This window comes from Novosphingobium kunmingense, assembly GCF_002813245.1.
Classification (GTDB): domain Bacteria; phylum Pseudomonadota; class Alphaproteobacteria; order Sphingomonadales; family Sphingomonadaceae; genus Novosphingobium; species Novosphingobium kunmingense.
Genome location: NZ_PHUF01000002.1, coordinates 195,020 through 221,155, shown reverse-complemented (window position 1 = coordinate 221,155; position 26,136 = coordinate 195,020). Strand labels below are relative to the sequence as shown.

Below are 26,136 nucleotides of genomic sequence, written 5' to 3'. Positions count from 1 at the left end.
CGAACCGTCTGTGCCCCCTCTGTCACGGAAACCTGAGAGCTTTCCCCCCTGCCCGCGGGCCTGGGGTTACCCCTTCGGCGGCCCCGGACATGACCGGGACACTTTCCAGAGTATCGCTGTCGATCAACGCGGTCCGTTGGCCTGAGAGATTCCGGGGCGGTTGCTCCTTCGGCGTCCGGTTTCCCGCCATTTCTGGCGAATCACCGGAACTCTCCCGCGCGATCAGCGACAGGCACGGCGATGCCTTTTCGCAGATGCGAAGTCAACGCCGCTCCGGCGCTCAGTCCCCGGCCTTGCGAGCGGCGCGCAGGATCGCGTCGTATTCGTGAACGAATCGGCCGGCGGGCTTCTCCCTGGCGAGGCCGATCAGGGCCTTTGCTACCACTGCATCCCGGATCGAGCGGTACTTGCGATAGCCGCCGTGGAGGACAAGGTCGGCCAGCGGCGCGGCAAGCATGGCGAGGCGTTCAGCCGGGCGGCGCTCGCCGCGCTGGCCGCGTAGCAGCCCCGGTCGCAGAAGGTCGAGCCGGGTCAGACCGAGCTTCGTCAGCGCTTGTTCCACCTCGCCCTTGGTGCGCAGGTAGAAGTTTCCGGTCGCAAGGCTGGCACCGACCGAGGAGACAACGATAAGCTGACGCACATTGGCGGCCTTTGCCGCCCGCGCCACGGCCAGGACCAGATCGTGATCGACGGCGCGAAAGGCCTCCCGATCACCGCCAACCCGCCGGATCGTCGTGCCAAGCGCACAAATGACGGCATCGGCGTTGGCCGCCGCGATCGCATCGGCCCAGCCGTCGGTCTCGGCCACCAGCACTTCCATCCGCGCGCCGGTCGGCAGGGGCACCTCGCGCCGTGCGATGGCAATCAGCCTGACGTCGCTGCGCCCCACCGCGGCGCGGATCAGCGCCTGGCCGATCAGGCCCGTCGCGCCGACCAGGGCAATCCGGACCGGTTTAGACATTGCTCAACCCTTCGGGCGTCTTGCCGAAGATCCGGGCGTACTCGGATATGGCGAAGCGATCGGTCATCCCGGCGATATAGTCGGCCACGTGCCGGCTCGCCTGCGGTTCTTGCGCGGGGAGGCAGCATTCCCAGCTTTCCGCCATCAGTTCGGGCTCCTGACTGTAGGCGGCGTAGAGCCCGGCCGTGACCAGCCGCGCGCGTTCGGCGGTCTGCAACTGCTGCGGGTGGTGATAGAGCCGGTCGTACATGAAGCGCTTCAGCGTGCGCTCCTCCTCGGCCAGAGCAGGCGAGAAGGCGGCGGTTGCTCGCCCCGCCCCGCGTACCTCGTCGACCTCGGCCATGCCGCTGGCGCGCGCAGCGGTTTCGCCTATCACGTCGTTGACCATCAAGCCGATCTGGCTGCGGACCAGTTCGCGCAGCTTGCGATCGCGCGGCGCGCCCGGAAACTTGCGCTCGATCGCGTGCCACTGGTCGGCGACGAAGGGCAGCGTCAGCAGTTCGTCCAGCGTGAGGAACCCGGCGCGCAGGCCATCGTCGATGTCGTGGTTGTCATAGGCAATGTCGTCGGCGATTGCGGCCACCTGCGCTTCGAGCGAGGGCCAGGAGGTCAGCGCCAGCGGAAAGGCCGCGTCGAGCTCTTCCAGCGCCCAGTTGATCATGCCGAGCGGGCCGTTGTGCTTGGCCAGTCCCTCGAGCACCTCCCACGACAGGTTGAGGCCGTCATGCTCGATATAGGGGCTGTCGAGCCGCATCAGCGTGCGCAGCGAATGGGCGTTGTGATCGAACCCGCCCCGCGCTTGCAGGGCGGCATCCAGCGCGTCTTCGCCGGCATGACCGAAGGGCGGGTGGCCGATATCGTGGGCCAGACAGAGCGCCTCGGTCAGATCCTCGTCGAGGCCGAGAGCGCGGGCGATGACCCGCCCGATCTGCGCGACTTCGAGGCTGTGGGTCAGGCGGACGCGGTAATGGTCGCCGTCGGGCGCGATGAACACCTGGGTCTTGTGGCGCAGGCGGCGGAAGCTGATCGAATGGACGATGCGGTCGCGGTCGCGCTGGAACGCGCTGCGCGGTCCGCGCGCCAGCGCCGCTTCGAGCGGAAACTCGCGCCCGCGGCTTTTTGCGGGATCGCTGGCAAAGGGCGCGAGCCCGCTCACTCCGTGACCAGGATCCAGGCAGCGGCAGCCTCGGCGTGAATGCGGGTGCAGTCGTAGATCGGCAGGACGTTGGCATCGACGTCGACGACCATTTCCAGTTCGGTCGCGCCCAGCACCACGGCCTGGGCTCCGTCCTGCTGCAGGTTGGTGAGGATCGTCTTGAGTTCGCGTTCGGCCTGGCGGGTCGCCTTGCCGCGCAGCAGCTCGTCATAGATGATCCGGTCCAGCGTATCGACGAAGGCCATTTCGGGCGGCAGCAGCTCGATATCGCGGGCGATCAGCTTCTGGCGGTAGAAGCTTTCCAGCATGACGTTGCGGGTGCCGATCAATGCGGCTTTCTGCACCTTTCCCGCCATGCGATCGGCGACGCATTCGGCGATGTGGATGACCGGCACCGACACGGCCGAGGCAACCTCGTCATAGACCTTGTGCATCGAATTGGCGCCGATCAGCATCGCCGTGGCGCCGGCTTGCTCGAGGCGCTTCGCCGCCTCGGCCAGCGTGGTCGCCGCCCGCGTCCATTCCTCGACGCTCGACAGGCGGGCCAGCGGCGCGAAGTCCAGACTTTCGATCACCAGCGGCGCGCTTGCCGGAAAGCCGGCCTTGGCCTGCACCAGCCGGTTGATGTGTTCGTAATAGGTGCGGGTCGACAGCCATGACATGCCGCCGATCAAGCCGAACTTGCGCAAAACGATACTCCCGGAAAATCCCCTGTTCCGAGCCCAGTCGCTTACGCAAGTGCGGAACGAAGGTCCAGCGGCGCAATCAGCGCATTGCCGTTATCCACGCGCGGACTATCGCCAGCCCATCGGGATCGACGCTGGCACGGCCAAGCTCGGGCATGGCGACCCCGCCTTCGAGGCTGGCGATCCGGTAGGCGAGGATCGAATGATCGGGATCGCCCGGAAAAATCGCGAAATCGAGATTGCCGGCACCGCGCCCTGCCGCCACGGGCCGCTTGCGCACGCCGAGCGCGGCCGCGTCGGTCACCTCCCAGCCGAGATAGAGACCCGAGTTCGAGGCCGCGCCGTCGGGCTTGTGGCAATGGGCGCAATTGGCGTCGAGCCAGCCGCGCGCCGCATCGGCGATGGGGACTTTTGCCCGATCCTCCCACAGCGGCACCCGCCGCGCGACGGAGGGCACCGCATCGAGCCGGCCCGCCTCGTGGAACGACCGGAGCCATTCCGCCGAAAGGTTGCGTGCCTTGGGCCCGATCGGCGTTACCTGCCCGCCGCTGGCGTGGCATTCCTTGCACTGGTTCTTGTTCGGCACGGCATAGGAAATCGCCGCACCGGCCGGTGTCACGAGATCGATCCGCTTGCCCGCCAGCGCCAGCGTCGCTTCGGTCTGCTCCGCGTTCCAAACATATGGCAGCCCGATCCAGCCATCGGCCCGGTGCAGCAGCACGCGCGTCTCGATCCGCTTGCCATTGAGGGCAAACGTCTTGACCAGCGCCGCGCCGACCGGAAGGTCCAGCATCCCCTCGCCCTGCGCCCGCGCGGTTGTTCCCGCCGGCAGATAGACGAAGCGCGACTTGTCGGTGCCGTCCGACCACAGCGGCGTCTGCACGCGGTAGGGCGTCACGCCCGCAGCGGGGCGATGGCCTGCTCCATCGGCGAAAAAGCCGTAGTCGGACAGTTTCGCAGGAAAGCCATTGGCGGTGATCGCGGCATCGTTGACGCGCGGAGCGGGGGTTGCGGCCGCCGCCAGCGACAGCGCCGCAACAGCAGCCGCGGCGGCGAGCAGCTTCACGGCCGGGCCCGGGCGTCCAGCACGGCGGGGGCGCCGACAGGAGCAGGCAGCGGCGGCAGGGTCATCGGCGCAAAGGCCAGACCTTCCGGACGCGCAGAGGTCGGCGCCGCGCCCTGGCTCGGCAGGTTGAGCGAAACCCCGGCAAGCTTGGTCCCGACAATCAGCGCGTCCTTGCCGCCAAGACCGTCCCAGACCAGCGGCGGCAGCGCGCCGCCAAACGCTGCCTTGAGCTGGTCGCCGCCGGAAAACTGCGGTTCGTTGCCGCCGCCGATCACGCGGTTTTCGCCGATCGCGATCTGGCGCGGATAGGGGTTGTAACGCTCGTCCTTGAAAGCATTGGGATAGGCGACCACCAGGATCTGCGCGGTCGGGTTGTCGGCAAGCAGGTTGTTCTCGATCCGCACGTGATCGTTGGCCATGATCATGATGCCCGTGCCGCGCGGCACGCCGGCCACGATATTGCCCTTGGGCGCGAAATTGGGGGTGTCGTTGGCCACCACCGTGTTGCCTTCGACCAGGGTGTTGCCCCCGCCCATCACCGGCAGGCTGGGCAGGTCGAACACCAGGATACCGCCGGTGTTGCGCGTGACCATGTTGGCAGAGACCAGCGCATTGCGGCTGTTCTCGATCTCGATCCCGGCGACGTTCGATTCGACCATGTTGTAGCGGACCGTGATGCCCTTCGACTGGCCGACGTAGATTCCCGCATCCGACGCGCCCGAAACCTTGCAGCCATCGATCAGCACGCCGGTGCTTTCGACCGGATAGATACCGTAGGCGCCGTTCTTTTCGTTCGGCCCGCCGGTCCAGGTCACGCGCACGCGGTAATAGACGATGTTGTCCGCACCCTTGGACTTGATCCCGTCGCCCTTCGCGTTCTCGACCGCAAAATCGCGCAGCGTCACTTCATCCGAGGTGACCAGCAGACCCTCGCCCGCGCCTTTCTGGCCGGTGAAGTCGAGGACGGTCTGGTCCATCCCCGCGCCGCGCACCGTCACGCCCTTGGCGTCGAGCGAAAGCCCGTCGCTCAGCGCAAAGCGGCCCGCGCCCAGTTGCACGACGTCGCCCGGTTGGGCGAGGATCAGCGCCTCCTGCAGCCGCGTCTGCGCGTCAGCACCAGCGGCGACCGCGATCGTCCTGGCATGGATGGGAGCAGCCACGGCCAGCGCCGAGGCCGCGGCGACGATCGCTGCTGGCATCCTCATGGGCAGCGATGATGGACTGACAGCGGTGTAAGTCAATCCCGCCCGCCGCTTCAGCGCCGTTCGGCCGCCAGTCCCGTTGCGCAGAGCGCGGCCGAACTGGCCGTGACCGCCACGGCTTCGGAATCGCCGACGCGGCGTACGGCGGCGGCGTAATCGGCCAGGGAACGCTTGTCGCCCTTCAGCTGCTTGAGCTTCTGCAATTGCCCAAGACTGAGCCGGTCGGTCAACCGGGTCGCCATGCAATCGGCGTTCGGTTCGCTAAGGCCCGCGTCGAGCATGGCGCTCTTGACCTGGCCGAAGGCGAGCTTCGACGGACTGCAGGCGGCCAGCGCGATCAAGGGCAGGACAAGGAACAGGCGGGTCATGAACACCGTCCCTGCCCGCTCACGCCTGAACCATCAATGAGCCAGGCCCTTGTTGATGTCCTCGACCATCTTCTTGGCGTCGGCGAGCAACATCAGCGTCTGGTCCATGTAGAACACGTCGTTGTCGACCCCGGCATAGCCCACGCCGCCCATGCTGCGCTTGATGAAGAACACCTGCTTGGCCTTGTCCACATCGAACACCGGCATCCCGTAGATCGGGCTGGACTTGTCGGTCTTGGCCGCCGGATTGACCACGTCGTTGGCGCCGATGATGAAGGCGACGTCGGCAGTGGCGAACTCCGAGTTGATATCCTCCAGCTCGAACACCTCGTCATAGGGGACCTGGGCTTCAGCCAAGAGCACGTTCATGTGGCCGGGCATGCGGCCCGCGACCGGGTGGATCGCGTATTTCACCTCGACGCCCTTGGCTTTCAGCAGGTCGGCCATTTCGCGCAGGGCGTGCTGGGCCTGCGATACTGCCATGCCGTAACCGGGGATGATGATGACCTTCTCCGCTTCGCCCAACATGTAGGCCGCATCTTCGGCAGAACCGCGCTTCCAGGGGCGCTGTTCGCGCGCTTCGCCGCCACCGGCCGAGGCGTCGGCGCCGAATCCGCCCGCGATCACCGAGATGAAGCTGCGGTTCATTGCCTTGCACATGATGTACGACAGGATCGCGCCCGACGAGCCGACCAGCGCGCCGGTGATGATCATCGCGGTGTTGTGCAGCGTAAAGCCCATCGCCGCCGCCGCCCAGCCCGAGTACGAGTTGAGCATCGAGACCACGACCGGCATGTCCGCCCCGCCGATCGGGATGATCAGCAGGAAGCCGATGATGAAGCTCAGCACGGTGATCGTGGCGATGACCCAGACCTGCTGGTCGAGCGTGAAATAGCCGATCAGGCCCAAGATCGCGAGGAGGGCGCCGAGGTTGATGACGTGCCGCGCAGGCAGCAGGATCGGCGCGCCGCTCATCTTGCCGGCCAGTTTGAGGAAGGCGATGACCGAGCCCGAAAACGTGATGGCCCCAATCGCGATGCCCAGCCCGGCCTCGACCCGGCTGACCGGGTTGATCAGGCCGTCCGCGCCCAAGATGCCGAAGGCTTCGGGGTTGAGATAGGCCGCCCAGCCGACCAGCACGGCGGCAAGGCCGACAAGGCTGTGAAACGCCGCGACCAACTGCGGCATGTCGGTCATCGCGATCTTGCGCGCGATCACCCAGCCGATGCCGCCGCCGATGGCGATGGCGGCGAGGATTTCAGGCAGGGCGGCGATCTGGTGCGTAACCAGCGTGGTCACGACCGCGATCAGCATGCCGATCATGCCATAGCGGTTGCCGGCGCGGCTGCTCGCGGGGCTCGACAGTCCGCGCAGCGCGAGGATGAACAGAACGCCCGAAGCGAGGTAGGCGAGCATCGCCCAGGAAGGAGTGGCGGCGTGTTCCATGCTTATTTGCTCCCCTCCCCTGAAGGGGTGGGGGCGGCGCGGTCCTTCTTCTTGTACATCGCCAGCATCCGCGCGGTGACTGCAAAGCCGCCGAAGATGTTGACGCTCGCCAGCACCACCGCCAGCAGCCCGAGCCACTTCGACGAGGCACTACCTGCAGCTGCCGCCGCGATCAGCGCGCCCACAATGATGACCGAGGAGATCGCGTTGGTCACCGCCATCAGCGGCGTGTGCAGCGCCGGGGTGACCGACCAGACCACGTAATAGCCCACGAAACAGGCCATCACGAAGATCGACAGGATCGAAATGAAATCCATCAGTTTGCCCCCAGCAGCCGTTCGCTCACGACCTTGCCCCCCTGCGTCAGCCGGACGGCATCGCCGATTTCCTCGTCCAGCACGGGCTTGCCCGCTTCCTTGTCCCAGAAGGCCGAGAGGAAGTTGTAGAGATTGCGCGCGAACAGCGCCGAAGCATCGGCGGCAAGGTGCGTCGCGGTATTGGAAAAGCCGATGATCTTGACCCCGTGCCTGACCACGACCTGATCGGCCTGGCTGCCTTCGACGTTGCCGCCCTGCGACACCGCGAGATCGAAGATCACGCTGCCGGGCTTCATCGTGGCAATCTGCGCGTCCGAAATCAGGCGCGGCGCGGCGCGGCCCGGGATCAGCGCGGTGGTGATCACGATATCCTGCTTGGCGATGTGCGAGCTGACCAGTTCGGCCTGGGCCTTCTGGTATTCCTCGCTCATTTCGGTGGCATAGCCGCCCGCGCCTTCGCCCTCGATCCCGGCGACACTTTCGACGAAGATCGGCTTGGCGCCCAGCGACTGGATCTGTTCCCTGGTCGCGCTGCGCACGTCGGTGGCGGAAACCTGCGCGCCGAGGCGTCGCGCGGTGGCGATGGCCTGCAGGCCCGCCACGCCCACACCCATGACGAAGCACTTGGCGGCGGCGACGGTGCCGGCGGCGGTCATCATCATCGGAAAGGCGCGGCCATACTGGCTCGCCGCCTCGATCACCGCCTTGTAACCGGCAAGGTTCGACTGGCTGGACAGGATGTCCATCGACTGCGCGCGGGTGATGCGCGGCATGAACTCCATCGCCAGCGCCTCGTACCCGGCGTCCGCATAGCCATCGATGCGCGCGCGCTGGCCGAACGGATCGAGCCCGGCGACGATCCACGCGCCCTGGTTGGCTCCGGCCAGCGCGGCGATTTCCGGCCCTTGCACACCGAGCACGATGTCGGCGCCGCGCACGGCTTCGGGCGACACCTCGGCCCCTGCGGCGGCATAGTCGGCATCGGCAATCGACGCCCCCTCGCCCGCGCCGGTTTCGACCGCGACGGTCGCGCCGAGCGCGATGAACTTCTTCACCGTTTCCGGGGTTGCCGCGACGCGGCTTTCACCGGCGGCGCGTTCTTTCAGCACCGCGATGCGCATGGCCGCGACGCTCAGGCGATCAGCAGGATAACAAGGGCTGTAACGGCAATCGTGACGGCCGTGCCCCACTTCAGCATGCCGAGAAAGCCGGTGTAGGTCGAATTGTGCGACTTCATGTCGTTGCCGGAGGCCATTGCTCTATCCCCATGGTTGTGCCGCCTAGCGGCCTTTGCGGTCCGTCTATAGTCCTCAATCGCGCACCTCAAGTGCCAACAGGGCCAATATCGCGCCTAATTGCCAACCTTAATCGGCTCTTTACCCCCTTGCCCTATTGCATTGGCCTGGATCACGGGGGTCAACGGCAGGACAATGGCGGACATCGAGCAGCGCACGCTGATGCTGATCGACGATGAACCGGCGCAAAGCCGGCTGATCACCGCGCTTGCCGGGCGCGAGGGCTGGCGCACGATCGTGGTACGCGATTCGGAAACCGCCATCGCCATGCTGGGCACCCGCCAGGGCATGGAACTGGGCGCGATCATTCTTGACCAGTGGGTCCCGGGCGACGACGCCTGCGACCTGATCGCCGAACTGAAAAGCCGCCGCCCCGCCTTGCCGTTGCTGATGCTGACCACCAGCGCCTCGCCGCTGCTGGCGGTCGAGGCGATGCGCGCCGGCGCGACCGACTACCTGATCAAGCCCGTCGCGCCCGACCGGCTGATGCAGGCGCTGCGCATGGCCACCACGCGCGAGGCGCCGCGCGACGAATTGCAGCCGCTGACCGAGAAGATGCCGTCGAACCCCGATTTCGACGCGATGATCGGCGCTTCACCCGGCTTCCGCACGGCTCTGGCCGTCGCCGCCAAGGCCGCGCGCAGCCACACGCCTGTGCTGATCGAGGGCGAAAGCGGCAGCGGCAAGGAAATGCTGATCCGCGCGATGCACGCGGCGAGCCCGCGCGCCAAGCTGCCGTTCCGTCTTTTCAACGTCGGCGGCGTGGCGGCCAATTCGGTCGAAAGCGCGCTGTTCGGCCACGAAAAGGGTGCCTTCCCGGGCGCCTTCGACCGCCATATCGGCGCGCTCCAGCATTCAGACGGCGGCACCCTGGCGCTCGACGAGGTCGACCGCCTGCCGCTCCACGTCCAGCAGCGCCTGCTCGAATCGATCCAGCGCGGCGACGTGCGCCCGATCGGGGCGCGCCATTCGTTCCGCATCGACGTCCGCCTGATCGTGGCGAGCAACCTGCCCCTGAAGGACCTGGTCGACGGCGGGCACTTTCTGCCCGAACTGATCACCGCGCTGTCCGGCGCGGTTGTCAACCTGCCGCCCCTGCGCGAGAGGACCGGCGACATCGCGGCGCTGGCCCGCCATTTCCTCGCCCGGATCGGCGAACAGCCGGGCCTGCGCGCGCTGGGGATCACCGACAACGCGCTGGCGCTGCTGGCCGCCTACGACTGGCCGGGCAACGTCCGCCAGCTTCAGGCCGTGCTGTTCCGCGCCGCGGTGTTCTGCGAAGGCGATGCCCTGACGGCGGACGATTTCCCGCAACTGTCGAGCCTGATCGGCGGCGACGCCCAGACCCAGCCGCCCGTGCAGGAAGGCGTCGGCGTGATGCTCTACACTGCCGACGGCAACCTGCGCCCGCTGGAAGAGATCGAGGCCGACGTAATCCGCCTGGCCATCGGCCATTACCGCGGCCGCATGACCGAGGTGGCGCGCCGGCTGGGGATCGGGCGCTCGACGCTCTACCGCAAGCTTAGCGAACTGGGCATCGGCGACGCGGCCGCGTGATCAGCGCGGGCGGGTCAGGATCAGGTCGCGCGCGGCGCGGATATCGCCGCTTTCCTTCTGCAGGGACAGCCGTTCGGCATCGGTGGCTCGGTATTTGCCCACCGCACGGGTGATTTCCTCGCGGCTGACGTCGATCGAATCGAGTGCGGAGCTGGCCAGCTTCACGGCCGATTCCATCACCTCGCGCACCACTCCGGCGACCGGCGAACCGTGCAGTTCGATGATCGAGCGGCGGTCGAACCCGCGGACGAACACCGAAGCCTGGGGAAACGCCTCGTGGACCGCAGCGGCGATCGACCGGTCGATCTTGTCGCCATCGAGGCAGAACAGGATCAGCTCGGCCTCGCCCGCGCCAGCCTGGCGCAGGAGGTCGATCCGCGTGCCATCGCCGAAATAGACTTTCGCGCCGAATTCGCCCGCAACGTCGATCATCTCGATATCGGTATCGATCAAGGTCACCGGCACGCGCGCGGCGGTGAGGATCTGAGCAACCGTCTGGCCGAATCGGCCGTAGCCGACGATGATCGCGTTGGCCCCGTCCGGGCTTGGTCCTTCGCGGGTCTGCTTGGCGGCAATCGGCTGGTCGCTGCGAAAGCGCGCGGCGAACATCATCAGGAACGGGGTTGTCGCCATCGACAGCGTGACTATCGCGCCGAACAGGCTGGCGACCTCCGGCTCGATCAGCCAGGCGTCGCTTGCCTGGGCAAACAGCACGAAGCCGAATTCACCGCCCTGGCTCAGCAGCAGGCCAAGGCCCAGCGCGCCGCGCCAGGCCATGCCGAACAGGCGCGCGATGCCGAAGATCACAATCGTCTTCACCACCACCAGGGCCAAGGCCATGCCGACCACGAACAGCGGTCGTTCGGCAATCGCGCCAAGGTCGAGCAGCATGCCCACCGACAGGAAGAACAGGCCGAGCAAGATCGAGCGGAACGGCTCGACGTCGGTTTCCAGTTCGTGGCGATAGGGACTTTCGGCGAGCATCACGCCGGCGACGAAGGCGCCCAGCGCGGGCGATACGCCGAGCATCTGCATCACGCCGGCCGAAGCGACGACCGTGAACAGCGCGGCGACCACGAACATCTCGCGCTCGCCCAGGTTGCCGATCAGGCGGAACAGCGGACCCAGCACATAACGACCGGCAAGGATCAGGCCGATGACCGCACCGAGCGTGTAGATCGCCAGCAGCAAGCCCGGCGTTCCGCCATGGTCGGCAGGGTTGCGGCTCATCGCGGCGATGATGGTGATGAGGGGCACGATCGAGATGTCCTGGAACAGCAGGATCGAAAAGGCCCGTTCGCCGAACGGCGTTTTCATGCGGCCCGAACTTTGCAGCATCGGCAGCACCTGCGCGGTGGAGGAGAGCGCCAGCGGCAGGCCGAGCGCGAGCGCGGCCTGCCAGGTGAACCCTGCCGCGAGCATGACCACGCCGGCCAGGACCAAGCCGCACAGTGCCACCTGCATCAGGCCGATGGCGAAGATGTCCTTGCGCATCGCCCAGAGACGCGACGGGTTGAGTTCGAGCCCGACGACGAACAGCAGCAGGGTGATGCCCAGTTCAGCCGTGACCAGCTTGTCCTCTGCCCCGCCGACCAGGCCCAGCACCTGCGGCCCGACCAGCGCACCAGCGACAAGGTAGCCCAACGTCGCACCCAGCCCGAGGCGCCGAAACAGAAGGACGCAAACGAGCGCTGCGCCGAGCAGGATGCCGCCTTCGTAGAGCAGCGAATGGCCGGAATGTTCCATTACCTGTCTCATGCCGCCGCTAATCGCGCTTGGCCAGCGTGATTACGGTTGCGGAAGGCAAACGGAAGCTTGCGCCTTGCCCCGGGCCGGGCGGGTCAGCAGCAACGGGCGTCAGGCAAGCTGGCTGAAATCGGTCAGCGCCGCATCGCGCAACCCGCGCCAGACCCGCGCCGCCTGGACCGTTTCGGGAACGTCATGGACGCGCAGCAACTGCACGCCCGCGTCCATGCCCTTGACGGCCAGGGCAAGACTGCCGCCCAGACGCTGGTGTGCGGGCGCCTCGTTCGACAGCGCCCCGACCATGCGCTTGCGGCTGGCACCCAGCAGCAGCGGCTGGCCCAGCGCGTGGAACAGCGGCAGGGCGTTGATCAGGGCCAGGTTCTCGGCCACCGACTTGCCGAAACCGATACCAGGATCCAGGACGATCCGGTCGCGTGCGATGCCGGCCGCCAGGGCCGCATCGCGCCTTGCGGCCAGCCAGTCGAACACGTCGAGCACGACGTCGGCATAGACCGCGCCGTCGTGAAGGTCCTCGCCCTCGCCGGGCGCGTGCATCAGCACCACCGGCGCGCCGGTGCCGGCGGCAAAGGCCAGGCTGCGCGGATCGTGGCGCAGGGCTGAAACGTCGTTTATGATGTGCGCGCCGGCCGCTAGCGCGGCTTCCATCACCGCCGGGCGCCGCGTGTCGATGCTGATTGCCGCGCCCGATGCCGCCAGCCTTTCGACCGCCGGAATGACGCGTTTCAATTCGTCGCCTTCCCACACCGCCGCCGCGCCGGGGCGGGTGCTTTCCCCGCCGACGTCGATCAGCGCCGCGCCGGCTTCGAGCATGGCGGCGGCGTGTTCGTTCGCGACTTCGGGCCGGTCCATGAAATGCCCGCCGTCCGAAAAGCTGTCAGGAGTGACGTTGAGAATGCCCATGACCTGCGGCTGGTCGAGCCGAATCGTGCGCGCGCCGCATTGCAGCGGCGCGTGCACACGCTGAAGGTTGTCGAACTGGTCGCGCACCGCCTCGGGCAGGTCCGGCAGCGCGGCCCGCAACTCGGGCAGCGAATAGCGCTCCCGTGCCGTGACCCTGCCGCCCGCCCGCTCGATCAGGGCAAAGCGGCTGGCATAGACCAGTCCGCCCGCCAGGCGCAGTGCCTCGCCCTCCTCGCTTTGCGGCGAATCGGCAAGGGCGATCGGACGAAGGTAGTGCGGAATCGGTCAGTCCTCGGTTGCGAGCAGATAGAGCTGGCGCAGCACGTCGATCGGCTTCGTCTGCCCTTCGTGCTCGACGTGCCAGAACGACCAGCCGTTGCAGCTGGGCGCACCTTGCAGTTTCGCGCCCATGCCGTGGATCGACGCGGTGTCCGTTCCTGAAATCAGCGACCCATCGGCGCGCACGGTGGCCTTGAGCTTGCCCTTCTTGTCAGTCAGCAAAGTGCCCGGTGCAATCCAGCCGGTTTCGACCAGACTGCCAAATGCGACGCGCGGCGCAGCCTTGGGGCTCTGCATCGTGGTGACGGCGCTTTCGTCCAGCGGCAGGGCCAGTTCGATGCGTTCCAGCGCGGCTTCGCGGTACAGTCCCTCACGCTCGCAGCCGATCCATTCACGGCCGAGGCGCTTGGCGACGGCCCCGGTGGTGCCGGTGCCGAAGAACGGGTCAAGCACGACATCGCCCTTGTTGGTCGTTGCCAGCATGACCCGGTAGAGCAGCGCCTCGGGCTTCTGTGTGGGGTGGACCTTGTGCCCCCCTTTCTTGAGGCGTTCCTGCCCGCCGCAGATCGGCAGGACCCAGTCACTGCGCATCTGCAGTTCGTCGTTCAGCGTCTTCATCGCGCGGTAGTTGAAAGTGTACTTGGCCTTTTCGCCCATCGAGCACCACAGCAGCGTCTCGTGCGCATTGGTGAAGCGGGTGCCCTTGAAATTGGGCATGGGGTTGGACTTGCGCCAGACGATGTCGTTGAGGATCCAGAACCCCATGTCCTGCAACATCGCGCCCAGGCGATAGATGTTGTGGTAGCTCCCGATCACCCACAGCGATCCATTGGGTTTGAGCACCCGGCGCGCCTCTGTCAGCCATTCGCGGCTGAACTTGTCATAGGCGGCAAAGCTGTCGAACTGGTCCCAATGATCGGTCACCGCATCGACGTGGCTGCCATCCGGGCGGCTCAGATCTCCGCCCAGTTGCAGATTGTAGGGTGGATCAGCGAAGATCATGTCTACGCTGGCACCGGGCAGCGAGCGCATCGCTTCCACGCAGTCGCCATCGAGGATGCGGCCCAGCGGCAGATCGCCGCGCACAACCGCCTTCGCGGCGCGCGCACGCGCCTTGTCCCTGACCAGTACCTGACCCATGATCTTGTCGTTCAGCCCCCTTACCGAAAGCACAGGGTGAGTTATCCACAGGGTCGCGTCAAGCCGCGACTCCGCAGGAATCCTGACATGCGATGGTTAGCCAACCGTTAAGAGGGCGAGAACGGAACGAGTCCGGCACAGCATGTTGAGTCTGCCAGGCGAAGTCGGACTCAACATCTGGTGGGTGTGGCCGCAAAGACTCGCCGACCGGATTTTTCTCGCGTCAGAACAATGCCATCTGCGCGACGGGGGCAAAGCTGCGCCGATGCAGGGGGCTCGGCCCATGGGTGCGCAGGGCCTCTAGATGTTCGGGCGTCCCGTATCCGGCGTTGCGGTCCCAGCCGTAGTGCGGATGCTGGGCGGCGTAATCGCGCATCAGCCGGTCGCGGTGTTCCTTGGCGATGATCGAGGCGGCCGAGATGCACGGCTCGATCGCATCGCCGCCGACGATGGGCCGGGCAGGCCAGCACCATTCCGGGCGGCGGCCCTGCGGGGTGAGGTTGCCGTCGATCAGCACTTCGCCCACCTCCTCGCTGATCTGCTCGCACAGCGCCCGCACCGCCAGGGTCATTGCCAGCATGGTCGCGCCGAAGATGTTGAGACGGTCGATATCCTCGACCTCGACCACCCCGACGGCCCAGCGGCAGCGGCGCTTGATCGCCGCTTCCAGTTCTGCGCGCCGGGCGGGCTTCAGCCTTTTGGAATCGTCGAGCCCGGCAGGGCGCGGCTTGCACAGCACGACAGCGGCGGCGACGACGGGCCCGGCCAGCGGTCCGCGCCCGGCTTCGTCCACACCGATGGTGACCGAAGGGGAAGCAACCTTGTCACTAGGGCTCGAGTGGGGAATGATGACAGCCATGTTTGCAAAGATCGTTCTTTCCCTATCGCCCCTTCCCCTCCTCCTCGCAAGCTGCGGCGCGACGACTGCCGGGGATAGCCCCGGGGCCGCATCCGAAGCGGCCGAGGCCTTCGCGCGTGAAGAACTGGCTACCTTCAACGAGCCTTGGGCCGCGGCCGTCGCGCCGGGCACGCAGACGCTGTTCGTGACAGAGAAATCGGGCGCGATCCGATACTTCGAAGTGGCCAGCAAACGGCAGGGCTCTGTCACCGGCGCGCCGACCGTCGATTACGGCGGCCAGGGCGGGCTTGGCGACATCGCGTTCCTGCCATCCGAATCTGCCGCAAATCTTGCCCGCCGCACGATCTTCCTGACCTGGGCCGAAGCAGGCGGCAGCGATACGCGCGGCGCAGCGCTGGGACGCGGCACGCTGGTTTGCAACCCGGCCGATGCCTGCCGGATCGAGGGCCTGAGCGTGATCTGGCGCCAGCAGCCCAAGGTCACCGGGCGCGGTCACTATTCGCACCGCATCGTCCTTTCGCCCGATGGCAAGTTCCTGTTCGTCGCCTCGGGCGACCGGCAGAAGATGACCCCCGCGCAGGACCCGGCGAGCGACCTTGGCAAGGTGATCCGCCTGCCGATCGACGCGCAGGGCAACCCCACGGGACCGGCGGAACGCTATTCGCTGGGACACCGCAACATCCTTGGCCTCACATTCGACGCATCGGGCCGGCTGTGGGATCTCGAACACGGGCCTGCCGGTGGCGACGAACTCAACCTTGTCGAGCAGGGCCAAAACTATGGCTGGCCCCTGGTGTCGGACGGAGATCATTACGATGGACGCGCTATCCCCAGGAACAGCACGCGGCCTGATCTGGCTGCCCCGGCGATCAGCTGGAACCCGGTGATCGCGCCTGGCGATTTCCTGTTCTATTCGGGCAAGATGTGGCCCGCATGGAAGGGCCAGGCGCTGATTGCCGGCATGGGCTATGAAGGCCTGGTGCGTGTGTCGCTTTCGGGAACGAAGGGCACGGAACAGGCGCGCTACCCGATGGGCAAGCGGATCCGCGAGATCGTCGAAGCGCCGGACGGATCGCTGCTGCTGCTCGAGGACAAGGCGGGCGGGAGGCTGGTGCGCCTTTCGAAGAAGTAGACAGGCCTGCCCCCAGCCCCTATCGGCGCGCCTCGATGACCGAGGCCCTGACCCTGATCCCGCTCGACAACGTCGATCCTGCGCTGGTCGAAGCGCTGCTCGACCGCGCGTTCGAGCCCGAACGGCACAAACGCACCGCCTACAAGGTGCGCGAGGGGGCCGACTGGCTGCCCGGCCTCAGCTTTGCCGCAATCGATGCGGAGGAGCATCTGGTCGGCACGATCCAGTGCTGGCCGGTGGCGCTGACCGATTCCGCCGGTCGCCGGCATCCGATGATCATGATCGGCCCTGTTGCGGTCCTGCCCGAACACCAGGGCGCCGGGATCGGCCAGGCGCTGATGACCGCCAGCCTTGCCGCCCTGTCGCCGCAGGCGCCGCTGCCGCAGGTGATGATCGGCGATCCCGAATACTACGGCCGCTTCTGGGGCTTCGCCAACACCCACACCGGCGGATGGAACCTGCCCGGCCCGTTCGAGCAGCATCGCCTCCTCGCCCGCACCGACAATCCTGCAGTACTGCCCCGCGAAGGCGTGCTGGGGCCTTGGCGCGGCTAGGCCGATCTGGCATCGGATGAGCGATGCCTTACCTGCCACCCCCTGACATTGCCGGACTGTCGCTGGCCGAGGTTGCCGAGCTGGTAGCCGCGCGCAAGCTCCCCCCGGTTGACCAATGGGAGCCGCAGTCCAGCACCGATAGCCTGATGGTGATCAAGTCCGACGGACGCTGGTTCCACGATGGTGGCGAAATCCGCCGTCCGGCGATGGTCCGGGCCTTTGCCAGCCTGCTGCGCCGCGACGCGGACGGGCAGCACTGGCTGGTCACCCCTGCCGATAAGCAATCCATCGCGGTCGAGGATGCAGCCTTCATCGCCACCGACGTAACGCGAAAAGACGGCGCACTCGTGTTCCGGCTTAACACCGACGACACCGTGATCGCGGGCCCCGATCACCCGCTCGTGGTGCGCGGTGATGCCGACCTCCCGGCAGTCTATCTCGCCGTGCGCCACGGCACCGAAGCGCGGCTCAACCGCAGCACGTGGTTGCAACTTGTCGATCTGGCCGACGCCGAACTTGCGGTAACAAGCCTTGGCCTGGCCTTTTCCCTGGTGCCACGATGAGCCATCTGGTCGAGCGGTTGCGCCAACTCCATGCCGAGGGTCACGCCGGCCCCGTCGAGGCGCTGCAGCAGGACCACCGCGACCTCCCCGACAGCCTGCGCCCTGCAGCCGTCCTCGCCGCAGTGACCGAGAGCGAGCGGCCCGGCTTCCTGATGATCCACCGACCCTCGACCATGCGCGCGCATCCGGGCCAGGTGGCCTTTCCCGGCGGCAAGATCGATCCCGGCGAGACCGCAATCGAAGCCGCGCTGCGCGAGGCGAACGAGGAACTGGGCATCGACCCGGCGCAGGTCACGGTAATCGGGGAAAGCGACGTCTATCGCACCGGCACCGGCTATGCGGTGACTCCGGTCATCGCCGTCGTGCCGCCCGACCTCGAGCTGCGTCCAAACCCCACCGAAGTGGCCAAATGGTTCGAGGCGCCGGTCGATTTCGTCTTCGATCCCGCCAACCACGTGCGCCAATCGGTGCACTGGCAGGGGATCGAACGGTTCTATATCGAGATCATGTGGCACGAACATCGGATCTGGGGCGTGACCGCGGCGATCATCGCCAACCTGTCGACGAGGATCGCGTGGTAGAGCGCCTTCCCCCCGCCGACTGGACCACGCGGGACGATCTGGCCGCGCTGGTCGCCGCGCTGGGTGCGGACAATGCGCGCTATGTCGGCGGCGCGGTACGCGATACGCTGCTGAGCCTGCCGGTAAAGGACATCGACCTTGCCACGCCGCTTGACCCCAGGACCGTGATGACCAGGGTGCGCGAGGCGGGCTTCCTGCCGGTGCCGACGGGGATCGAGCACGGCACGATCACCGCCGTCCTCCCGCAAGGCCCCGTCGAAATCACGACGCTGCGCCACGACGTCAGCACCGATGGCCGCCGCGCCACCGTATCCTTCGCGACCGAGTGGCAGGACGATGCCGCGCGGCGCGATTTCACCATCAACGCGCTCTATGCCGATCCGCAGAGCGGCGCGATCTATGACTATTTCGGCGGGCGGGACGATCTTGCGGCGCGGCGACTGCGCTTCATCGGCGACCCTCGCCAACGCATCCGCGAAGATCACCTTCGCATCCTGCGCTATTTCCGGTTCCAGGCGCGGTTCGGCTCGCAGCCCGCCGACCCTGCGGCAGAGCAGGCTTGCGCCGAACTTGCCGCCACGTTGAAGGGCCTCTCTCGCGAGCGGGTCGGCATGGAAATGATGAACCTGCTGGGCCTTGCCGACCCGGCGCCGACCGTTGCCCGCATGGCCGAACTGGGCGTGTTGCCTGTGGTCCTGCCCGAAGCCGATGCGCCGGCCCTCGCCCGCCTGATCGCAGAGGAACGCCGCCAAGGCGTTGCCCCCGATCCATTGCGCCGGCTCGCCTCGATACTGCCTGCCGACCCACACCTGGCCGAAAGCGTCGCCAGCCGGTTCCGCCTGTCCGGCGCGCAGAAGAAGCGGCTGGCGCTCGCCGCGGCGCGCAACGGCAGCGAACCCGACGCCCGCGCCCTGGCCTACAGGCTGGGCCGCAACGCGGCGCTCGACCGGCTGCTGCTGGCTGACGAAGACATTGCCGCGCTGGACGATTGGACGATCCCGGTCTTCCCACTGAAGGGTGGCGAGATCGTCGCGCGCGGGGTCAAGGCAGGGCCACAGGTGGCGCGCACTCTTCAGGCGGTCGAGGCGCGCTGGATCGCCGAAGGCTTTCCCGACGCAAAGCGCGTGGCGCAGATGCTGGACGAAGAACTTGGCGGCTAGGCCCGGTCATCGCAGCGAAAGACGCGTCATGCTATGGCCCAATCCATGAACCTGCCCGAACTGCTCCAGTTCCTGTTGCAGCAACCATTGCTGCTGATCGCGCTGCTGGCGATCTTCGTGTCCGTGCTCGGCTCCATGCTGATGCGCGCGGTGCCGTGGCTGGGCAAGTCGCTGCGCGGTATAGGCAACCTGGCGCTGGTCGGTGTTCTTCTGCTTACCATCGCGCAGGCGGCGCGGCTGACCACCAACAGCGACATCTCGCTCGCCATCGCGGGGCTCGAAGAGCAGCGCATCGTCGGCGGGGAAACGCGCATTCCACTTGCGCCCGACGGGCATTTCTGGGTCCGGGCGACGATCAACGGGGTCGATCGGCGCTTTCTCGTCGATACCGGCGCGACTCTCACTGCGATTTCGCCAGCTACGGCCGATGCGGCGGGAATCGCGCCGACTGCGCTTGGCCGTTCGGTCATGTTGCAGACAGCCAACGGGGCGACGCCCGCGAAAATGGCTTCGATCGACGAACTGCGCTTCGGCAACGTCGCGGCGCGCAACCTCGATACGGTGATCGCCCCCGCGCTCGGCCAGACCAACGTGATCGGCATGAACCTGCTGTCCCGTCTGGCAAGCTGGCGGGTCGAAGGGCGGACACTGATTCTGGTGCCGAAGAACCCGCAACCGCCCGTCGACTGACGCTCTCGGCCCGCCGCAGGACCGTGCAGGCGCCTTTCCACCGGTCCCTTCTATGGCCCGATCCGACCGTTTGGCGGTTGCCGCCTTTGCTCTGTGCCCGCTAGCCCCAAAGCAGACAGGGGGGCGAAACAAAGGACTGATCCCCATGCGTAAAATCAACACCTTCGCGGCTGCGACCCTTGCTGCCCTTGGCCTTGGCGCCATTCCCGCCAGCGCGCAGCAGGCCGGAGCCGAGGTCGCGGGCGCGGCCACTGCCACGGCGGCCACACCTGCCACGCCTGCCACGCCCGCCGCCGCGGCCAGCGTCGACCTCGCGGTCGGCAGCGAGGTCAAGAGCGCGGACGGCACCAGCGTCGGCACGGTCAAGGCGCTCGACGCCAGCGGCAACGTGATCGTCGACGACAACGGCACCACCTTTGCCCTCAAGAAGGACCTGTTCACCGCTGGCGCTGCTGGCGGGGTCGCGCTCAAGGTAACGGCAAAGCAGCTGGCAGATGCCCGCGCAGGTGCCGGCACCAAGGCCGCCACCGCCCAGAACTGACCTAGAACCTGTTGTCGCGCGGGAAGCCGTTGGGCGGAAGACGTCCCGCGGCCCCGCGCGCAGCACTCCTTTCATCGGGTACGGCAGAATTCCATTACCATCCCACCGTTTGTAATTTATCAAATGGTCGGGTGTCGATAATCCATGCCCATGCTCAGAGGTATTAACCGTTGGATTGATTTGGCATGGGCAGACAAGGGGCTTTTGCGTGCTAGCCCTCAAGCGCCCCCGTTTAAGCTGTATCCCCTCCCAGTGGGCTGTATGTTGCTAGTCGCGTGGGGCGCCGATAGCCTTTCAAGGCGTCCGGCAACAGCGATTGGCTTGGCTGGCATTGCGCTGTTCGGGCTCTACCATTGCCTGATAATTTTCCGGCTAAGTTTCATCACATCACAAACAGAGATTTCCGATCACCTCGCGAAGGGCATCGAACCACCGCGTGACCTTGTCGAAAAACTGACCGCAAAGCCCTAAAACCTGTTGTCGCGCGGGAAGCCGTTGGGCGGAAGACGTCCGGCGGCCCCGCGCGCCACCTTCCACAGCCGCATGTCGCTTTCGGTTCGGGTGCGGCCGGTATCGCCGCCCATTTTCCAGCTCAGCCCCTCATCCAGCTTGAGCGTCGTCGCATCGGCCATGCCGCCGTCGCGGTAACGCTGCAGGGTCACGCCCTGCCCCTTGGCGAGAACGGGCAGCTCTTCCAGGCTGAACAGCACCAGCTTGCGGTTGTCACCCACCACTGCAACGTGATCGTGCTCGGGCGGGATTTCACGCACGACGGCCAGCTTGACCCCCGGCTTGGTGGTCATCACGCCGCGTCCCTTGCGGGTTTCGGCAAGCAGTTCGTCCGCCTCGGCCGCGAAGCCCCGGCCCTGGTTGCTGGCCAGAAGCAGCTGTACCTTCGGCCTGTAGACCAGCACGCCGACGATCTCTGCCCCGGCATCGATATCGACCATGGTGCGGATCGGTTCGCCAAAGCCGCGCGCCGAGGGCAGCTTGTCGCAGCCCAGCGTGTAGAACCGCCCGTTGTCGCAGGCGATCAGCAGCTTGTCGGTGGTCTGGGCATGGACGGCAAAGGCGGGGCCGTCGCCCTCCTTGAACTTGAACTCCTTGCCTTCGGGCTCGTGCCCGCTGGCGCCCCGGATCCAGCCCTTGGCAGAGAGGATCACCGTGACCGGCGCCTTTTCGATCATGGCGTCCATGCTGAATTCGACTGTCGGCGCGGCTTCGGCGATCGTTGTGCGGCGGCGGCCGAGCACGGTGTCTTCGGCATAGTCCCTGCGCAGCGCATTGAGGTCGCGCTTCAGCCGGGTGCGCTGGCGGGCCGGGCTGTCGAGCAGCTTTTGCAGTTCTTCCTGTTCGGCCAGCAGCTCGTCGCGCTCGCGCCGCAGCTCCATTTCCTCGAGCCGCCGCAGACTGCGCAGCCGCATGTTGAGGATCGCTTCGGCCTGGCGGTCGTTCAGCTGGAATTCCGCCATCATCAGCACCTTGGGCTCGTCCTCGGTCCGGATGATCTCGATGATCCGGTCGAGATTCAGATAGGCGATGATGTAGCCTTCGAGCAGCTCGAGCCGCGCGGCGATCTTGTCCAGACGGTGCTGGCTGCGGCGCAGCAGGATGTCGATCTGCGCGATCACCCATTCCTGCAGCAGCAGCTTGAGGCCGAGCACGCCCGGCGTGCGCGTGGCATCGAGCACGTTGAGATTAAGGCTGAACCGCGTTTCCAGATCGGTCAGCTTGAACAGCGATTCCTTGAGCAGCTCGGGATCGACGTTGCGGCTCTTCGGCACGAAGACCAGCCGCACCTGCTCGTCGCTTTCGTCACGGACGTCCTCGAGGATCGGCAGCTTCTTGTCGGCGATTGCCTGGGCGACCTGTTCGATCAGCTTGCCCTTGGGCAGCATGTAGGGGATTTCGCTGATCACGAGCTGCCATTGCCCGCCGCCGAGCTTCTCGATCCCCCTCCCCTCCCACGAACCGTCGTCGCCCCGCCCGGTCGAGAAGCGGCCACGGACGCGGAAGGCGCCCCTGCCGCTCTCGTAGGCGCGCGAGATGGCCTCGGCGCTGTCGACCACGACCCCGCCGGTGGCAAAGTCCGGCCCCTTGAACACCTCCATCAACTGCGCGTGCTCGACATGCGGGTTGTCGATCAGCAGCAGCGTGGCGTCGATGATCTCGGCCACGTTGTGGCTGGGCACGCTGGTCGCCATGCCCACCGCGATGCCGGTGGCGCCGTTGGCGAGAAGATTGGGGAACAGGCCGGGGAAGATCTCTGGCTCTTCCTCCTCGCCGTTGTAGGTCGGGATGAAGTTGACCGTGCCCTCGTCCAGCCCGGCCATCAGCTGGATCGCGGTCTTGGTCAGCCGCGCTTCGGTGTAGCGGTAGGCGGCGGCGTTATCGCCGTCGATGTTGCCGAAGTTGCCCTGCCCTTCGACCAGCGGATAGCGGAGGCTGAAATCCTGGGCGAGGCGCACCATCGCGTCATAGACCGAGGCATCGCCGTGCGGGTGATACTTGCCGATGACGTCGCCGACCACGCGGGCCGATTTCTTGAACGCATCGTTGGGATTGAGCTTCAACTGCCGCATCGCCCACAGGAGGCGACGATGCACCGGCTTCAACCCGTCGCGCAAGTCGGGCAACGAGCGCGCGGTGATCGTCGACAGGGCATAGACTAGGTAACGTTGCGACAGCGCGGAATCGAACGGCGCGTCGACGATGGCGTCAAAAGGATCGGGCTCGGTCAGATCGGTACTCATCGCGACTGTGCCCTAGCAACGCGGCGAAGGGGCCGCCACAGCCCGGACAGGGTTTTCCGCCGCTGGTTGCCTTTAGCGGCGCTGCATGTCGTGGCTTTCGCCGGGCACTCGCACCTCTAGGCCGTCGAGGTCTTCGGTCAGTTCGATCTGGCAGGACAGGCGGCTGGTGCGGGTGACCCCAGCGGCAAGGTCGAGCATGTCCTCCTCATCGTCGCTGGAGCGCGGCAATCTGTCGAACCACTCCGGCGCGATGACGACATGGCAGGTCGAACAGGCCATCTGCCCCTCGCAGGTGCCTTCGAGCGGCAGGCCTGCCGCCTGCCCGACCTTGAGCAGGAGATCGCCGACCTCGCCGGTCGCTTCGATCTTCTTTCCCTGCGGCGTCACAAACACGATCCTGATCATCACGCCCCCTGTGCCTGTGCGGCAGCTTCCAGCGACGCACACGCCGCTGCAACTTCGTCCCGCGTCGTGTAGCGCCCGAAGCCGAGCCGGATCGAGTTGCGCGCCTCGCCCGCTTCCAGCCCGATAGCGGTCAGCACCCGGCTTGGCGCACCCGTGCCGCTTCCGCAAGCCGAACCGGCCGAAAAGGCAATATGCCGGCAGTCCATCAGCAGGCGCGGAAAGTTGAGGCCTTCGAGCCGCAGGTTGAGATTGCCCGGCCAGCGGGCGCTGTCGCTGCCATTGAGGGTCCAGCGCGCCAGGATCGAACGGGCCAACGACGAAAGGCCCGACAGGTGCTGAAAATCGGCGTCGATCCGCTCGGCCGCGAGCCGCGCTGCCGCGCCGAAGCCAGCGCAAAGCGCTGGGCTGAGCGTGCCCGAGCGCAGCCCGCTCTCCTGCCCTCCGCCTTCGATCAGCGCGCCGACCTTGACTCCGTCGCGCACCCACAGCGCGCCGATGCCCTTGGGCCCGTAAAGCTTGTGCGCGGTAATCGCGATGAGGTCGGCGCCTTCGGGTGGGGCAATCTTGCCCGCGCCCTGCACCGCGTCGCACAGGAACAGCGCGCCGGCCTCGTGCGCGCGATCGGCCAGGCGGTTGACCGGCTGGATCGTGCCGATCTCGTTGTTGACCTGCATGACCGCGACCAGCCCGGTGCCTTGCGCAAACTCGACCTCGGGATCGACCAGCCCGTCGGGACCGACGGGCAGTTCCTGGACCGGCGCGCCGGTCGCCAGTGCCGGATTGACCACGGCAGAATGTTCGATCGCCGACCGCGCGATGCCGGGCCGATCAGTTGGGCGCACGACGGTGCGGATCGCCTGGTTCAGCGCCTCCGTCGCGCCGCTGGTGAAGATCACCCGGCCGCCCCTGGGCAGCAGCGCGGCGACCTGTTCGCGCGCGACCTCGACTGCGGCGGCGGCGGCCCTTCCCGCCTTGTGCATCGAGTGCGGATTGGCAAAGCCCATGCTTTCCGGCCCAGCCAGCCACGGCAGCATTGCCGCGCGCGCTTCGGGCGCCAGAGGCGTCGTTGCCTGGTGGTCTAGGTAGATGAATTCGGCGGGCATGGTCGCTTGTCGTTGCTTTTCAGGGCTTCGTTTCTATATAGCGCACTCTTCTTCAAGATAGCCCCATCCGGGCCGGCAAGCCGATTTTCACGGACGCCGCGGACGGGGGCTAGCCCAGAAACAGGTGCGCGACATATGCCAGCCGTCATTTTCCCCGGTCCCGAAGGCCGCCTCGAAGGCCGTTTCCAGCCTGCCACGCGCCCCCGCGCACCGGTTGCGATGATCCTGCATCCGCATCCCCAGGCCGGCGGCACGATGAACGACCGCATCACCCAGGCGATGTACAAGGATTTCGCCGCACGCGGGTTTGCCACGTTGCGCTTCAACTTTCGCGGCGTGGGCCGCAGCCAGGGCAGCTTCGACAATGGCATCGGCGAACTGAGCGATGCTGCGGCGGCGCTCGACTGGGTCCAGTCGATCCACCCCGAAGCCAGCACCACCTGGATCGCCGGCTATTCGTTCGGCGCGCTGATCGGCATGCAGTTGCTGATGCGCCGCCCGGAAATCCGCGGCTTCATCTCGGTCGCGCCGCCGGCGAACATGTACGATTTCAGCTTCCTCGCGCCCTGCCCCGCCTCGGGCATCATCATCCAGGGCGCGGCCGACACGGTGGTGACGCCCAACGCGGTGCAGAAGCTGGTCGACAAGCTGCGCACGCAAAAGCACATCACGATCCATCACGAGGAAATCCCGCGCGCAAACCATTTCTTTGAAACCGAAATGGACGACCTGATGCGTTCGGTCGACAACTACCTCGATTTCCGGCTAGCGCCGGATTGTCCGATCCGCTGATTCCTACCTGAGCGCGCCGCTGGCCGGTGCATGAGCACCGTCCACCGGCGCCAGCCAGATCGCGACATTGGCGACCATCACGGCCGCTAGAACAAGCATGAGCGCAGCCTGCTTGCGCATCCCGCGCCGCCACCAGGCTATGGCTCCGATCACCATGGCGATAGCGGCCAGAACGAGGACGGACAGGATCGTGTCGCTCACTGGCCGTCCTGATTTCGCAAAGATCCGAGGTCGGCCAGAATTGCATTGAGAACGCTGCGGTCGCCTTCGTCGTCGAGGATCGCTGCGACGGACGGCCTTGCCGCTGCCGCTGCCGCTCGGCTGGGCGCGCTCCCTCCCTTGTCGGTCAGGAAATCGCCGAGCAGCGTACCGAGATTGTCCAGAATGCCACTTCCTTCGGATGCGGAGGTCTGCGCGCGGGCCGAAAGGTAGCCGCCGATCAGCATGGCCAGTATCGGCAGCATTCTTTTCAGCGTATCGGTATCAACCCCGCTTCTTTCCGATGCGTGGGCGGCAACCGCCGCGCTGACGTCCTTGTTGCCAAATATCGCCGCAAGAACGCTGTTGCCGCGCGCGATATCTGTTGAATCGGGGCCCAGAACGTTGGACGCAAGGCCTCCCCCGCCCAGGTCGTCCAGCGCATCGATCAGCTGGCCTACGCCCTCCGCGCCGCCGCCAGCCTTTCCCGCGTGGTTGCGAAAACCACCGACGAGCGCAGGCAGCAGCGCGTCCGACCCGGCAGCCGCAACACTTGGCGATACGCCAAGCTCCCTGGAGACAGCTTCCAGCCCGCCGCTTCTCCGCAGCATTTCCATCATGTAACGTCCGGCCATTTCCCGGGCTCTCCACCGCGCGACCCGGTT

Annotated in this window: 28 protein-coding genes and 2 riboswitches; of the genes, 9 read left to right on the top strand and 19 right to left on the bottom strand. The window is 66.6% G+C overall.

The window, feature by feature from the left end; genetic code table 11:
* Nucleotides 1-9: 9 nt before the first annotated feature.
* Nucleotides 10-119, bottom strand: a riboswitch (glycine riboswitch).
* A riboswitch (glycine riboswitch) is annotated at nucleotides 120-227 on the bottom strand.
* Between the two features lie 53 nt (nucleotides 228-280).
* The 10 genes from B0I00_RS01060 to B0I00_RS17345 all read right to left on the bottom strand — a co-directional run bounded on the left by B0I00_RS01060 (nucleotide 281) and on the right by B0I00_RS17345 (nucleotide 8,529).
* Nucleotides 281-961: an NAD(P)H-binding protein gene (locus B0I00_RS01060; protein ID WP_100865519.1), complete on the bottom strand. Its 681-nt coding sequence runs from the start codon at nucleotides 959-961 to the stop codon at nucleotides 281-283.
* The gene (locus B0I00_RS01055) at nucleotides 954-2,117 is read right to left on the bottom strand and encodes a deoxyguanosinetriphosphate triphosphohydrolase (protein WP_100865518.1); all 1,164 of its coding nucleotides are present in this window, start codon (nucleotides 2,115-2,117) and stop codon (nucleotides 954-956) included. Before B0I00_RS01055 ends, B0I00_RS01060 begins: the two co-directional genes overlap by 8 nt.
* Nucleotides 2,114-2,779 (bottom strand): aspartate/glutamate racemase family protein, encoded by a 666-nt coding sequence (locus tag B0I00_RS01050; protein WP_232730060.1) that lies wholly within the window; start codon nucleotides 2,777-2,779, stop codon nucleotides 2,114-2,116. The genes B0I00_RS01055 and B0I00_RS01050 overlap by 4 nt, the downstream gene beginning before the upstream one ends.
* Before the next feature lie 103 nt (nucleotides 2,780-2,882).
* Nucleotides 2,883-3,869: an SO2930 family diheme c-type cytochrome gene (locus B0I00_RS01045; RefSeq protein ID WP_100865516.1), complete on the bottom strand. Its 987-nt coding sequence runs from the start codon at nucleotides 3,867-3,869 to the stop codon at nucleotides 2,883-2,885.
* A complete protein-coding gene (locus B0I00_RS01040; RefSeq protein WP_332870765.1) occupies nucleotides 3,866-5,074 on the bottom strand; it encodes a parallel beta-helix domain-containing protein in 1,209 nt (402 codons plus the stop codon). The genes B0I00_RS01045 and B0I00_RS01040 overlap by 4 nt, the downstream gene beginning before the upstream one ends.
* A gap of 50 nt (nucleotides 5,075-5,124) precedes the next feature.
* Nucleotides 5,125-5,439 (bottom strand): hypothetical protein, encoded by a 315-nt coding sequence (locus tag B0I00_RS01035; RefSeq protein WP_100865515.1) that lies wholly within the window; start codon nucleotides 5,437-5,439, stop codon nucleotides 5,125-5,127.
* Nucleotides 5,440-5,472: 33 nt separating this feature from the next.
* On the bottom strand, nucleotides 5,473-6,885 hold the full coding sequence (locus B0I00_RS01030; protein WP_100865514.1) for an NAD(P)(+) transhydrogenase (Re/Si-specific) subunit beta: 1,413 nt from the start codon (nucleotides 6,883-6,885) through the stop codon (nucleotides 5,473-5,475).
* Between the two features lie 2 nt (nucleotides 6,886-6,887).
* Nucleotides 6,888-7,202, bottom strand: a complete 315-nt coding sequence (locus B0I00_RS01025) for an NAD(P) transhydrogenase subunit alpha (protein ID WP_100865513.1) — start codon at nucleotides 7,200-7,202, stop codon at nucleotides 6,888-6,890.
* The gene (locus B0I00_RS01020; RefSeq protein ID WP_100865512.1) at nucleotides 7,202-8,323 is read right to left on the bottom strand and encodes an NAD(P) transhydrogenase subunit alpha; all 1,122 of its coding nucleotides are present in this window, start codon (nucleotides 8,321-8,323) and stop codon (nucleotides 7,202-7,204) included. The genes B0I00_RS01025 and B0I00_RS01020 overlap by 1 nt, the downstream gene beginning before the upstream one ends.
* Nucleotides 8,324-8,334: 11 nt before the next feature.
* Nucleotides 8,335-8,529, bottom strand: coding sequence for an aa3-type cytochrome c oxidase subunit IV (locus B0I00_RS17345; protein WP_269800233.1), 195 nt, complete (start codon nucleotides 8,527-8,529; stop codon nucleotides 8,335-8,337).
* Nucleotides 8,530-8,632: 103 nt separating this feature from the next.
* Here B0I00_RS17345 and B0I00_RS01010 point away from each other — a divergent pair, with 103 nt between their 5' ends.
* On the top strand, nucleotides 8,633-10,054 hold the full coding sequence (locus tag B0I00_RS01010; RefSeq protein WP_100865510.1) for a sigma-54-dependent transcriptional regulator: 1,422 nt from the start codon (nucleotides 8,633-8,635) through the stop codon (nucleotides 10,052-10,054).
* Here the strand turns inward: B0I00_RS01010 and B0I00_RS01005 are convergent, their stop codons facing one another.
* From B0I00_RS01005 to B0I00_RS00990, 4 genes are all read right to left on the bottom strand, one after another.
* Nucleotides 10,055-11,800 carry a monovalent cation:proton antiporter-2 (CPA2) family protein gene (locus tag B0I00_RS01005; RefSeq protein WP_232730059.1) on the bottom strand — a complete coding sequence of 582 codons (1,746 nt, stop codon included), beginning with the start codon at nucleotides 11,798-11,800 and terminating at the stop codon, nucleotides 10,055-10,057.
* 111 nt (nucleotides 11,801-11,911) lie between these two features.
* The gene (gene folP / locus B0I00_RS01000) at nucleotides 11,912-13,003 is read right to left on the bottom strand and encodes a dihydropteroate synthase (protein ID WP_100865508.1); all 1,092 of its coding nucleotides are present in this window, start codon (nucleotides 13,001-13,003) and stop codon (nucleotides 11,912-11,914) included.
* A gap of 3 nt (nucleotides 13,004-13,006) precedes the next feature.
* On the bottom strand, nucleotides 13,007-14,140 hold the full coding sequence (locus B0I00_RS00995; RefSeq protein WP_100866417.1) for a site-specific DNA-methyltransferase: 1,134 nt from the start codon (nucleotides 14,138-14,140) through the stop codon (nucleotides 13,007-13,009).
* A gap of 223 nt (nucleotides 14,141-14,363) precedes the next feature.
* A complete protein-coding gene (locus tag B0I00_RS00990; RefSeq protein ID WP_100865507.1) occupies nucleotides 14,364-14,999 on the bottom strand; it encodes a ribonuclease HII in 636 nt (211 codons plus the stop codon).
* On the opposite strand from B0I00_RS00990, the gene B0I00_RS00985 reads away from it, so the two are divergent.
* From B0I00_RS00985 to B0I00_RS00955, 7 genes are all read left to right on the top strand, one after another.
* Complete coding sequence (locus B0I00_RS00985; RefSeq protein WP_100865506.1) at nucleotides 14,998-16,131, top strand: PQQ-dependent sugar dehydrogenase; 1,134 nt, start codon at nucleotides 14,998-15,000, stop codon at nucleotides 16,129-16,131. The two genes, B0I00_RS00990 and B0I00_RS00985, sit on opposite strands and share 2 nt — an antisense overlap.
* A gap of 35 nt (nucleotides 16,132-16,166) precedes the next feature.
* Nucleotides 16,167-16,685, top strand: a complete 519-nt coding sequence (locus B0I00_RS00980; RefSeq protein WP_100865505.1) for a GNAT family N-acetyltransferase — start codon at nucleotides 16,167-16,169, stop codon at nucleotides 16,683-16,685.
* A 23-nt stretch (nucleotides 16,686-16,708) separates the two neighbouring features.
* Nucleotides 16,709-17,248 carry a DUF1285 domain-containing protein gene (locus tag B0I00_RS00975; RefSeq protein WP_100865504.1) on the top strand — a complete coding sequence of 180 codons (540 nt, stop codon included), beginning with the start codon at nucleotides 16,709-16,711 and terminating at the stop codon, nucleotides 17,246-17,248.
* On the top strand, nucleotides 17,245-17,829 hold the full coding sequence (locus tag B0I00_RS00970; RefSeq protein WP_100865503.1) for a CoA pyrophosphatase: 585 nt from the start codon (nucleotides 17,245-17,247) through the stop codon (nucleotides 17,827-17,829). Before B0I00_RS00975 ends, B0I00_RS00970 begins: the two co-directional genes overlap by 4 nt.
* Nucleotides 17,823-18,989 (top strand): CCA tRNA nucleotidyltransferase, encoded by a 1,167-nt coding sequence (locus B0I00_RS00965; protein ID WP_100865502.1) that lies wholly within the window; start codon nucleotides 17,823-17,825, stop codon nucleotides 18,987-18,989. Before B0I00_RS00970 ends, B0I00_RS00965 begins: the two co-directional genes overlap by 7 nt.
* A 33-nt stretch (nucleotides 18,990-19,022) precedes the next feature.
* Nucleotides 19,023-19,679, top strand: a complete 657-nt coding sequence (locus B0I00_RS00960; protein WP_100865501.1) for a retropepsin-like aspartic protease family protein — start codon at nucleotides 19,023-19,025, stop codon at nucleotides 19,677-19,679.
* A gap of 145 nt (nucleotides 19,680-19,824) precedes the next feature.
* Complete coding sequence (locus B0I00_RS00955) at nucleotides 19,825-20,220, top strand: hypothetical protein (protein WP_100865500.1); 396 nt, start codon at nucleotides 19,825-19,827, stop codon at nucleotides 20,218-20,220.
* 467 nt (nucleotides 20,221-20,687) lie between these two features.
* Here B0I00_RS00955 and parC read toward each other — a convergent pair whose 3' ends face one another.
* From parC to B0I00_RS00940, 3 genes are all read right to left on the bottom strand, one after another.
* Nucleotides 20,688-22,973 (bottom strand): DNA topoisomerase IV subunit A, encoded by a 2,286-nt coding sequence (parC, locus tag B0I00_RS00950; RefSeq protein ID WP_100865499.1) that lies wholly within the window; start codon nucleotides 22,971-22,973, stop codon nucleotides 20,688-20,690.
* Nucleotides 22,974-23,045: 72 nt separating this feature from the next.
* Nucleotides 23,046-23,378, bottom strand: a complete 333-nt coding sequence (locus B0I00_RS00945; RefSeq protein ID WP_100865498.1) for a 2Fe-2S iron-sulfur cluster-binding protein — start codon at nucleotides 23,376-23,378, stop codon at nucleotides 23,046-23,048.
* On the bottom strand, nucleotides 23,378-24,481 hold the full coding sequence (locus tag B0I00_RS00940) for a cysteine desulfurase family protein (RefSeq protein WP_100865497.1): 1,104 nt from the start codon (nucleotides 24,479-24,481) through the stop codon (nucleotides 23,378-23,380). The genes B0I00_RS00945 and B0I00_RS00940 overlap by 1 nt, the downstream gene beginning before the upstream one ends.
* Before the next feature lie 135 nt (nucleotides 24,482-24,616).
* Between B0I00_RS00940 and B0I00_RS00935 the strand changes: the two genes are divergently transcribed.
* On the top strand, nucleotides 24,617-25,273 hold the full coding sequence (locus tag B0I00_RS00935; protein ID WP_100865496.1) for an alpha/beta hydrolase: 657 nt from the start codon (nucleotides 24,617-24,619) through the stop codon (nucleotides 25,271-25,273).
* A 3-nt stretch (nucleotides 25,274-25,276) separates the two neighbouring features.
* On the opposite strand, the gene B0I00_RS00930 is transcribed toward B0I00_RS00935, so the two are convergent.
* Both B0I00_RS00930 and B0I00_RS00925 read right to left on the bottom strand, forming a co-directional pair.
* Nucleotides 25,277-25,474, bottom strand: a complete 198-nt coding sequence (locus tag B0I00_RS00930) for a hypothetical protein (protein ID WP_100865495.1) — start codon at nucleotides 25,472-25,474, stop codon at nucleotides 25,277-25,279.
* On the bottom strand, nucleotides 25,471-26,106 hold the full coding sequence (locus B0I00_RS00925; RefSeq protein ID WP_157812443.1) for a DUF937 domain-containing protein: 636 nt from the start codon (nucleotides 26,104-26,106) through the stop codon (nucleotides 25,471-25,473). The genes B0I00_RS00930 and B0I00_RS00925 overlap by 4 nt, the downstream gene beginning before the upstream one ends.
* Between the last annotated feature and the right edge of the window lie 30 nt (nucleotides 26,107-26,136).

Coding starts and splice junctions, on each gene's coding strand:
- B0I00_RS01060 (WP_100865519.1), bottom strand. CDS start 961: ATGTCTAAACCGGTCCGGATTGCCCTGGTCGGCGCGACGGGCCTGATC.
- B0I00_RS01050 (WP_232730060.1), bottom strand. CDS start 2,779: ATGTCATGGCTGTCGACCCGCACCTATTACGAACACATCAACCGGCTG.
- B0I00_RS01040 (WP_332870765.1), bottom strand. CDS start 5,074: ATGAGGATGCCAGCAGCGATCGTCGCCGCGGCCTCGGCGCTGGCCGTG.
- B0I00_RS01035 (WP_100865515.1), bottom strand. CDS start 5,439: ATGACCCGCCTGTTCCTTGTCCTGCCCTTGATCGCGCTGGCCGCCTGC.
- B0I00_RS01030 (WP_100865514.1), bottom strand. CDS start 6,885: ATGGAACACGCCGCCACTCCTTCCTGGGCGATGCTCGCCTACCTCGCT.
- B0I00_RS01025 (WP_100865513.1), bottom strand. CDS start 7,202: ATGGATTTCATTTCGATCCTGTCGATCTTCGTGATGGCCTGTTTCGTG.
- B0I00_RS01020 (WP_100865512.1), bottom strand. CDS start 8,323: ATGCGCATCGCGGTGCTGAAAGAACGCGCCGCCGGTGAAAGCCGCGTC.
- B0I00_RS01010 (WP_100865510.1), top strand. CDS start 8,633: ATGGCGGACATCGAGCAGCGCACGCTGATGCTGATCGACGATGAACCG.
- B0I00_RS01005 (WP_232730059.1), bottom strand. CDS start 11,800: ATGGAACATTCCGGCCATTCGCTGCTCTACGAAGGCGGCATCCTGCTC.
- B0I00_RS00995 (WP_100866417.1), bottom strand. CDS start 14,140: ATGGGTCAGGTACTGGTCAGGGACAAGGCGCGTGCGCGCGCCGCGAAG.
- B0I00_RS00985 (WP_100865506.1), top strand. CDS start 14,998: ATGTTTGCAAAGATCGTTCTTTCCCTATCGCCCCTTCCCCTCCTCCTC.
- B0I00_RS00990 (WP_100865507.1), bottom strand. CDS start 14,999: ATGGCTGTCATCATTCCCCACTCGAGCCCTAGTGACAAGGTTGCTTCC.
- B0I00_RS00980 (WP_100865505.1), top strand. CDS start 16,167: ATGACCGAGGCCCTGACCCTGATCCCGCTCGACAACGTCGATCCTGCG.
- B0I00_RS00975 (WP_100865504.1), top strand. CDS start 16,709: ATGCCTTACCTGCCACCCCCTGACATTGCCGGACTGTCGCTGGCCGAG.
- B0I00_RS00970 (WP_100865503.1), top strand. CDS start 17,245: ATGAGCCATCTGGTCGAGCGGTTGCGCCAACTCCATGCCGAGGGTCAC.
- B0I00_RS00960 (WP_100865501.1), top strand. CDS start 19,023: ATGGCCCAATCCATGAACCTGCCCGAACTGCTCCAGTTCCTGTTGCAG.
- B0I00_RS00955 (WP_100865500.1), top strand. CDS start 19,825: ATGCGTAAAATCAACACCTTCGCGGCTGCGACCCTTGCTGCCCTTGGC.
- parC (WP_100865499.1), bottom strand. CDS start 22,973: ATGAGTACCGATCTGACCGAGCCCGATCCTTTTGACGCCATCGTCGAC.
- B0I00_RS00945 (WP_100865498.1), bottom strand. CDS start 23,378: ATGATCAGGATCGTGTTTGTGACGCCGCAGGGAAAGAAGATCGAAGCG.
- B0I00_RS00940 (WP_100865497.1), bottom strand. CDS start 24,481: ATGCCCGCCGAATTCATCTACCTAGACCACCAGGCAACGACGCCTCTG.
- B0I00_RS00935 (WP_100865496.1), top strand. CDS start 24,617: ATGCCAGCCGTCATTTTCCCCGGTCCCGAAGGCCGCCTCGAAGGCCGT.
- B0I00_RS00925 (WP_157812443.1), bottom strand. CDS start 26,106: ATGGCCGGACGTTACATGATGGAAATGCTGCGGAGAAGCGGCGGGCTG.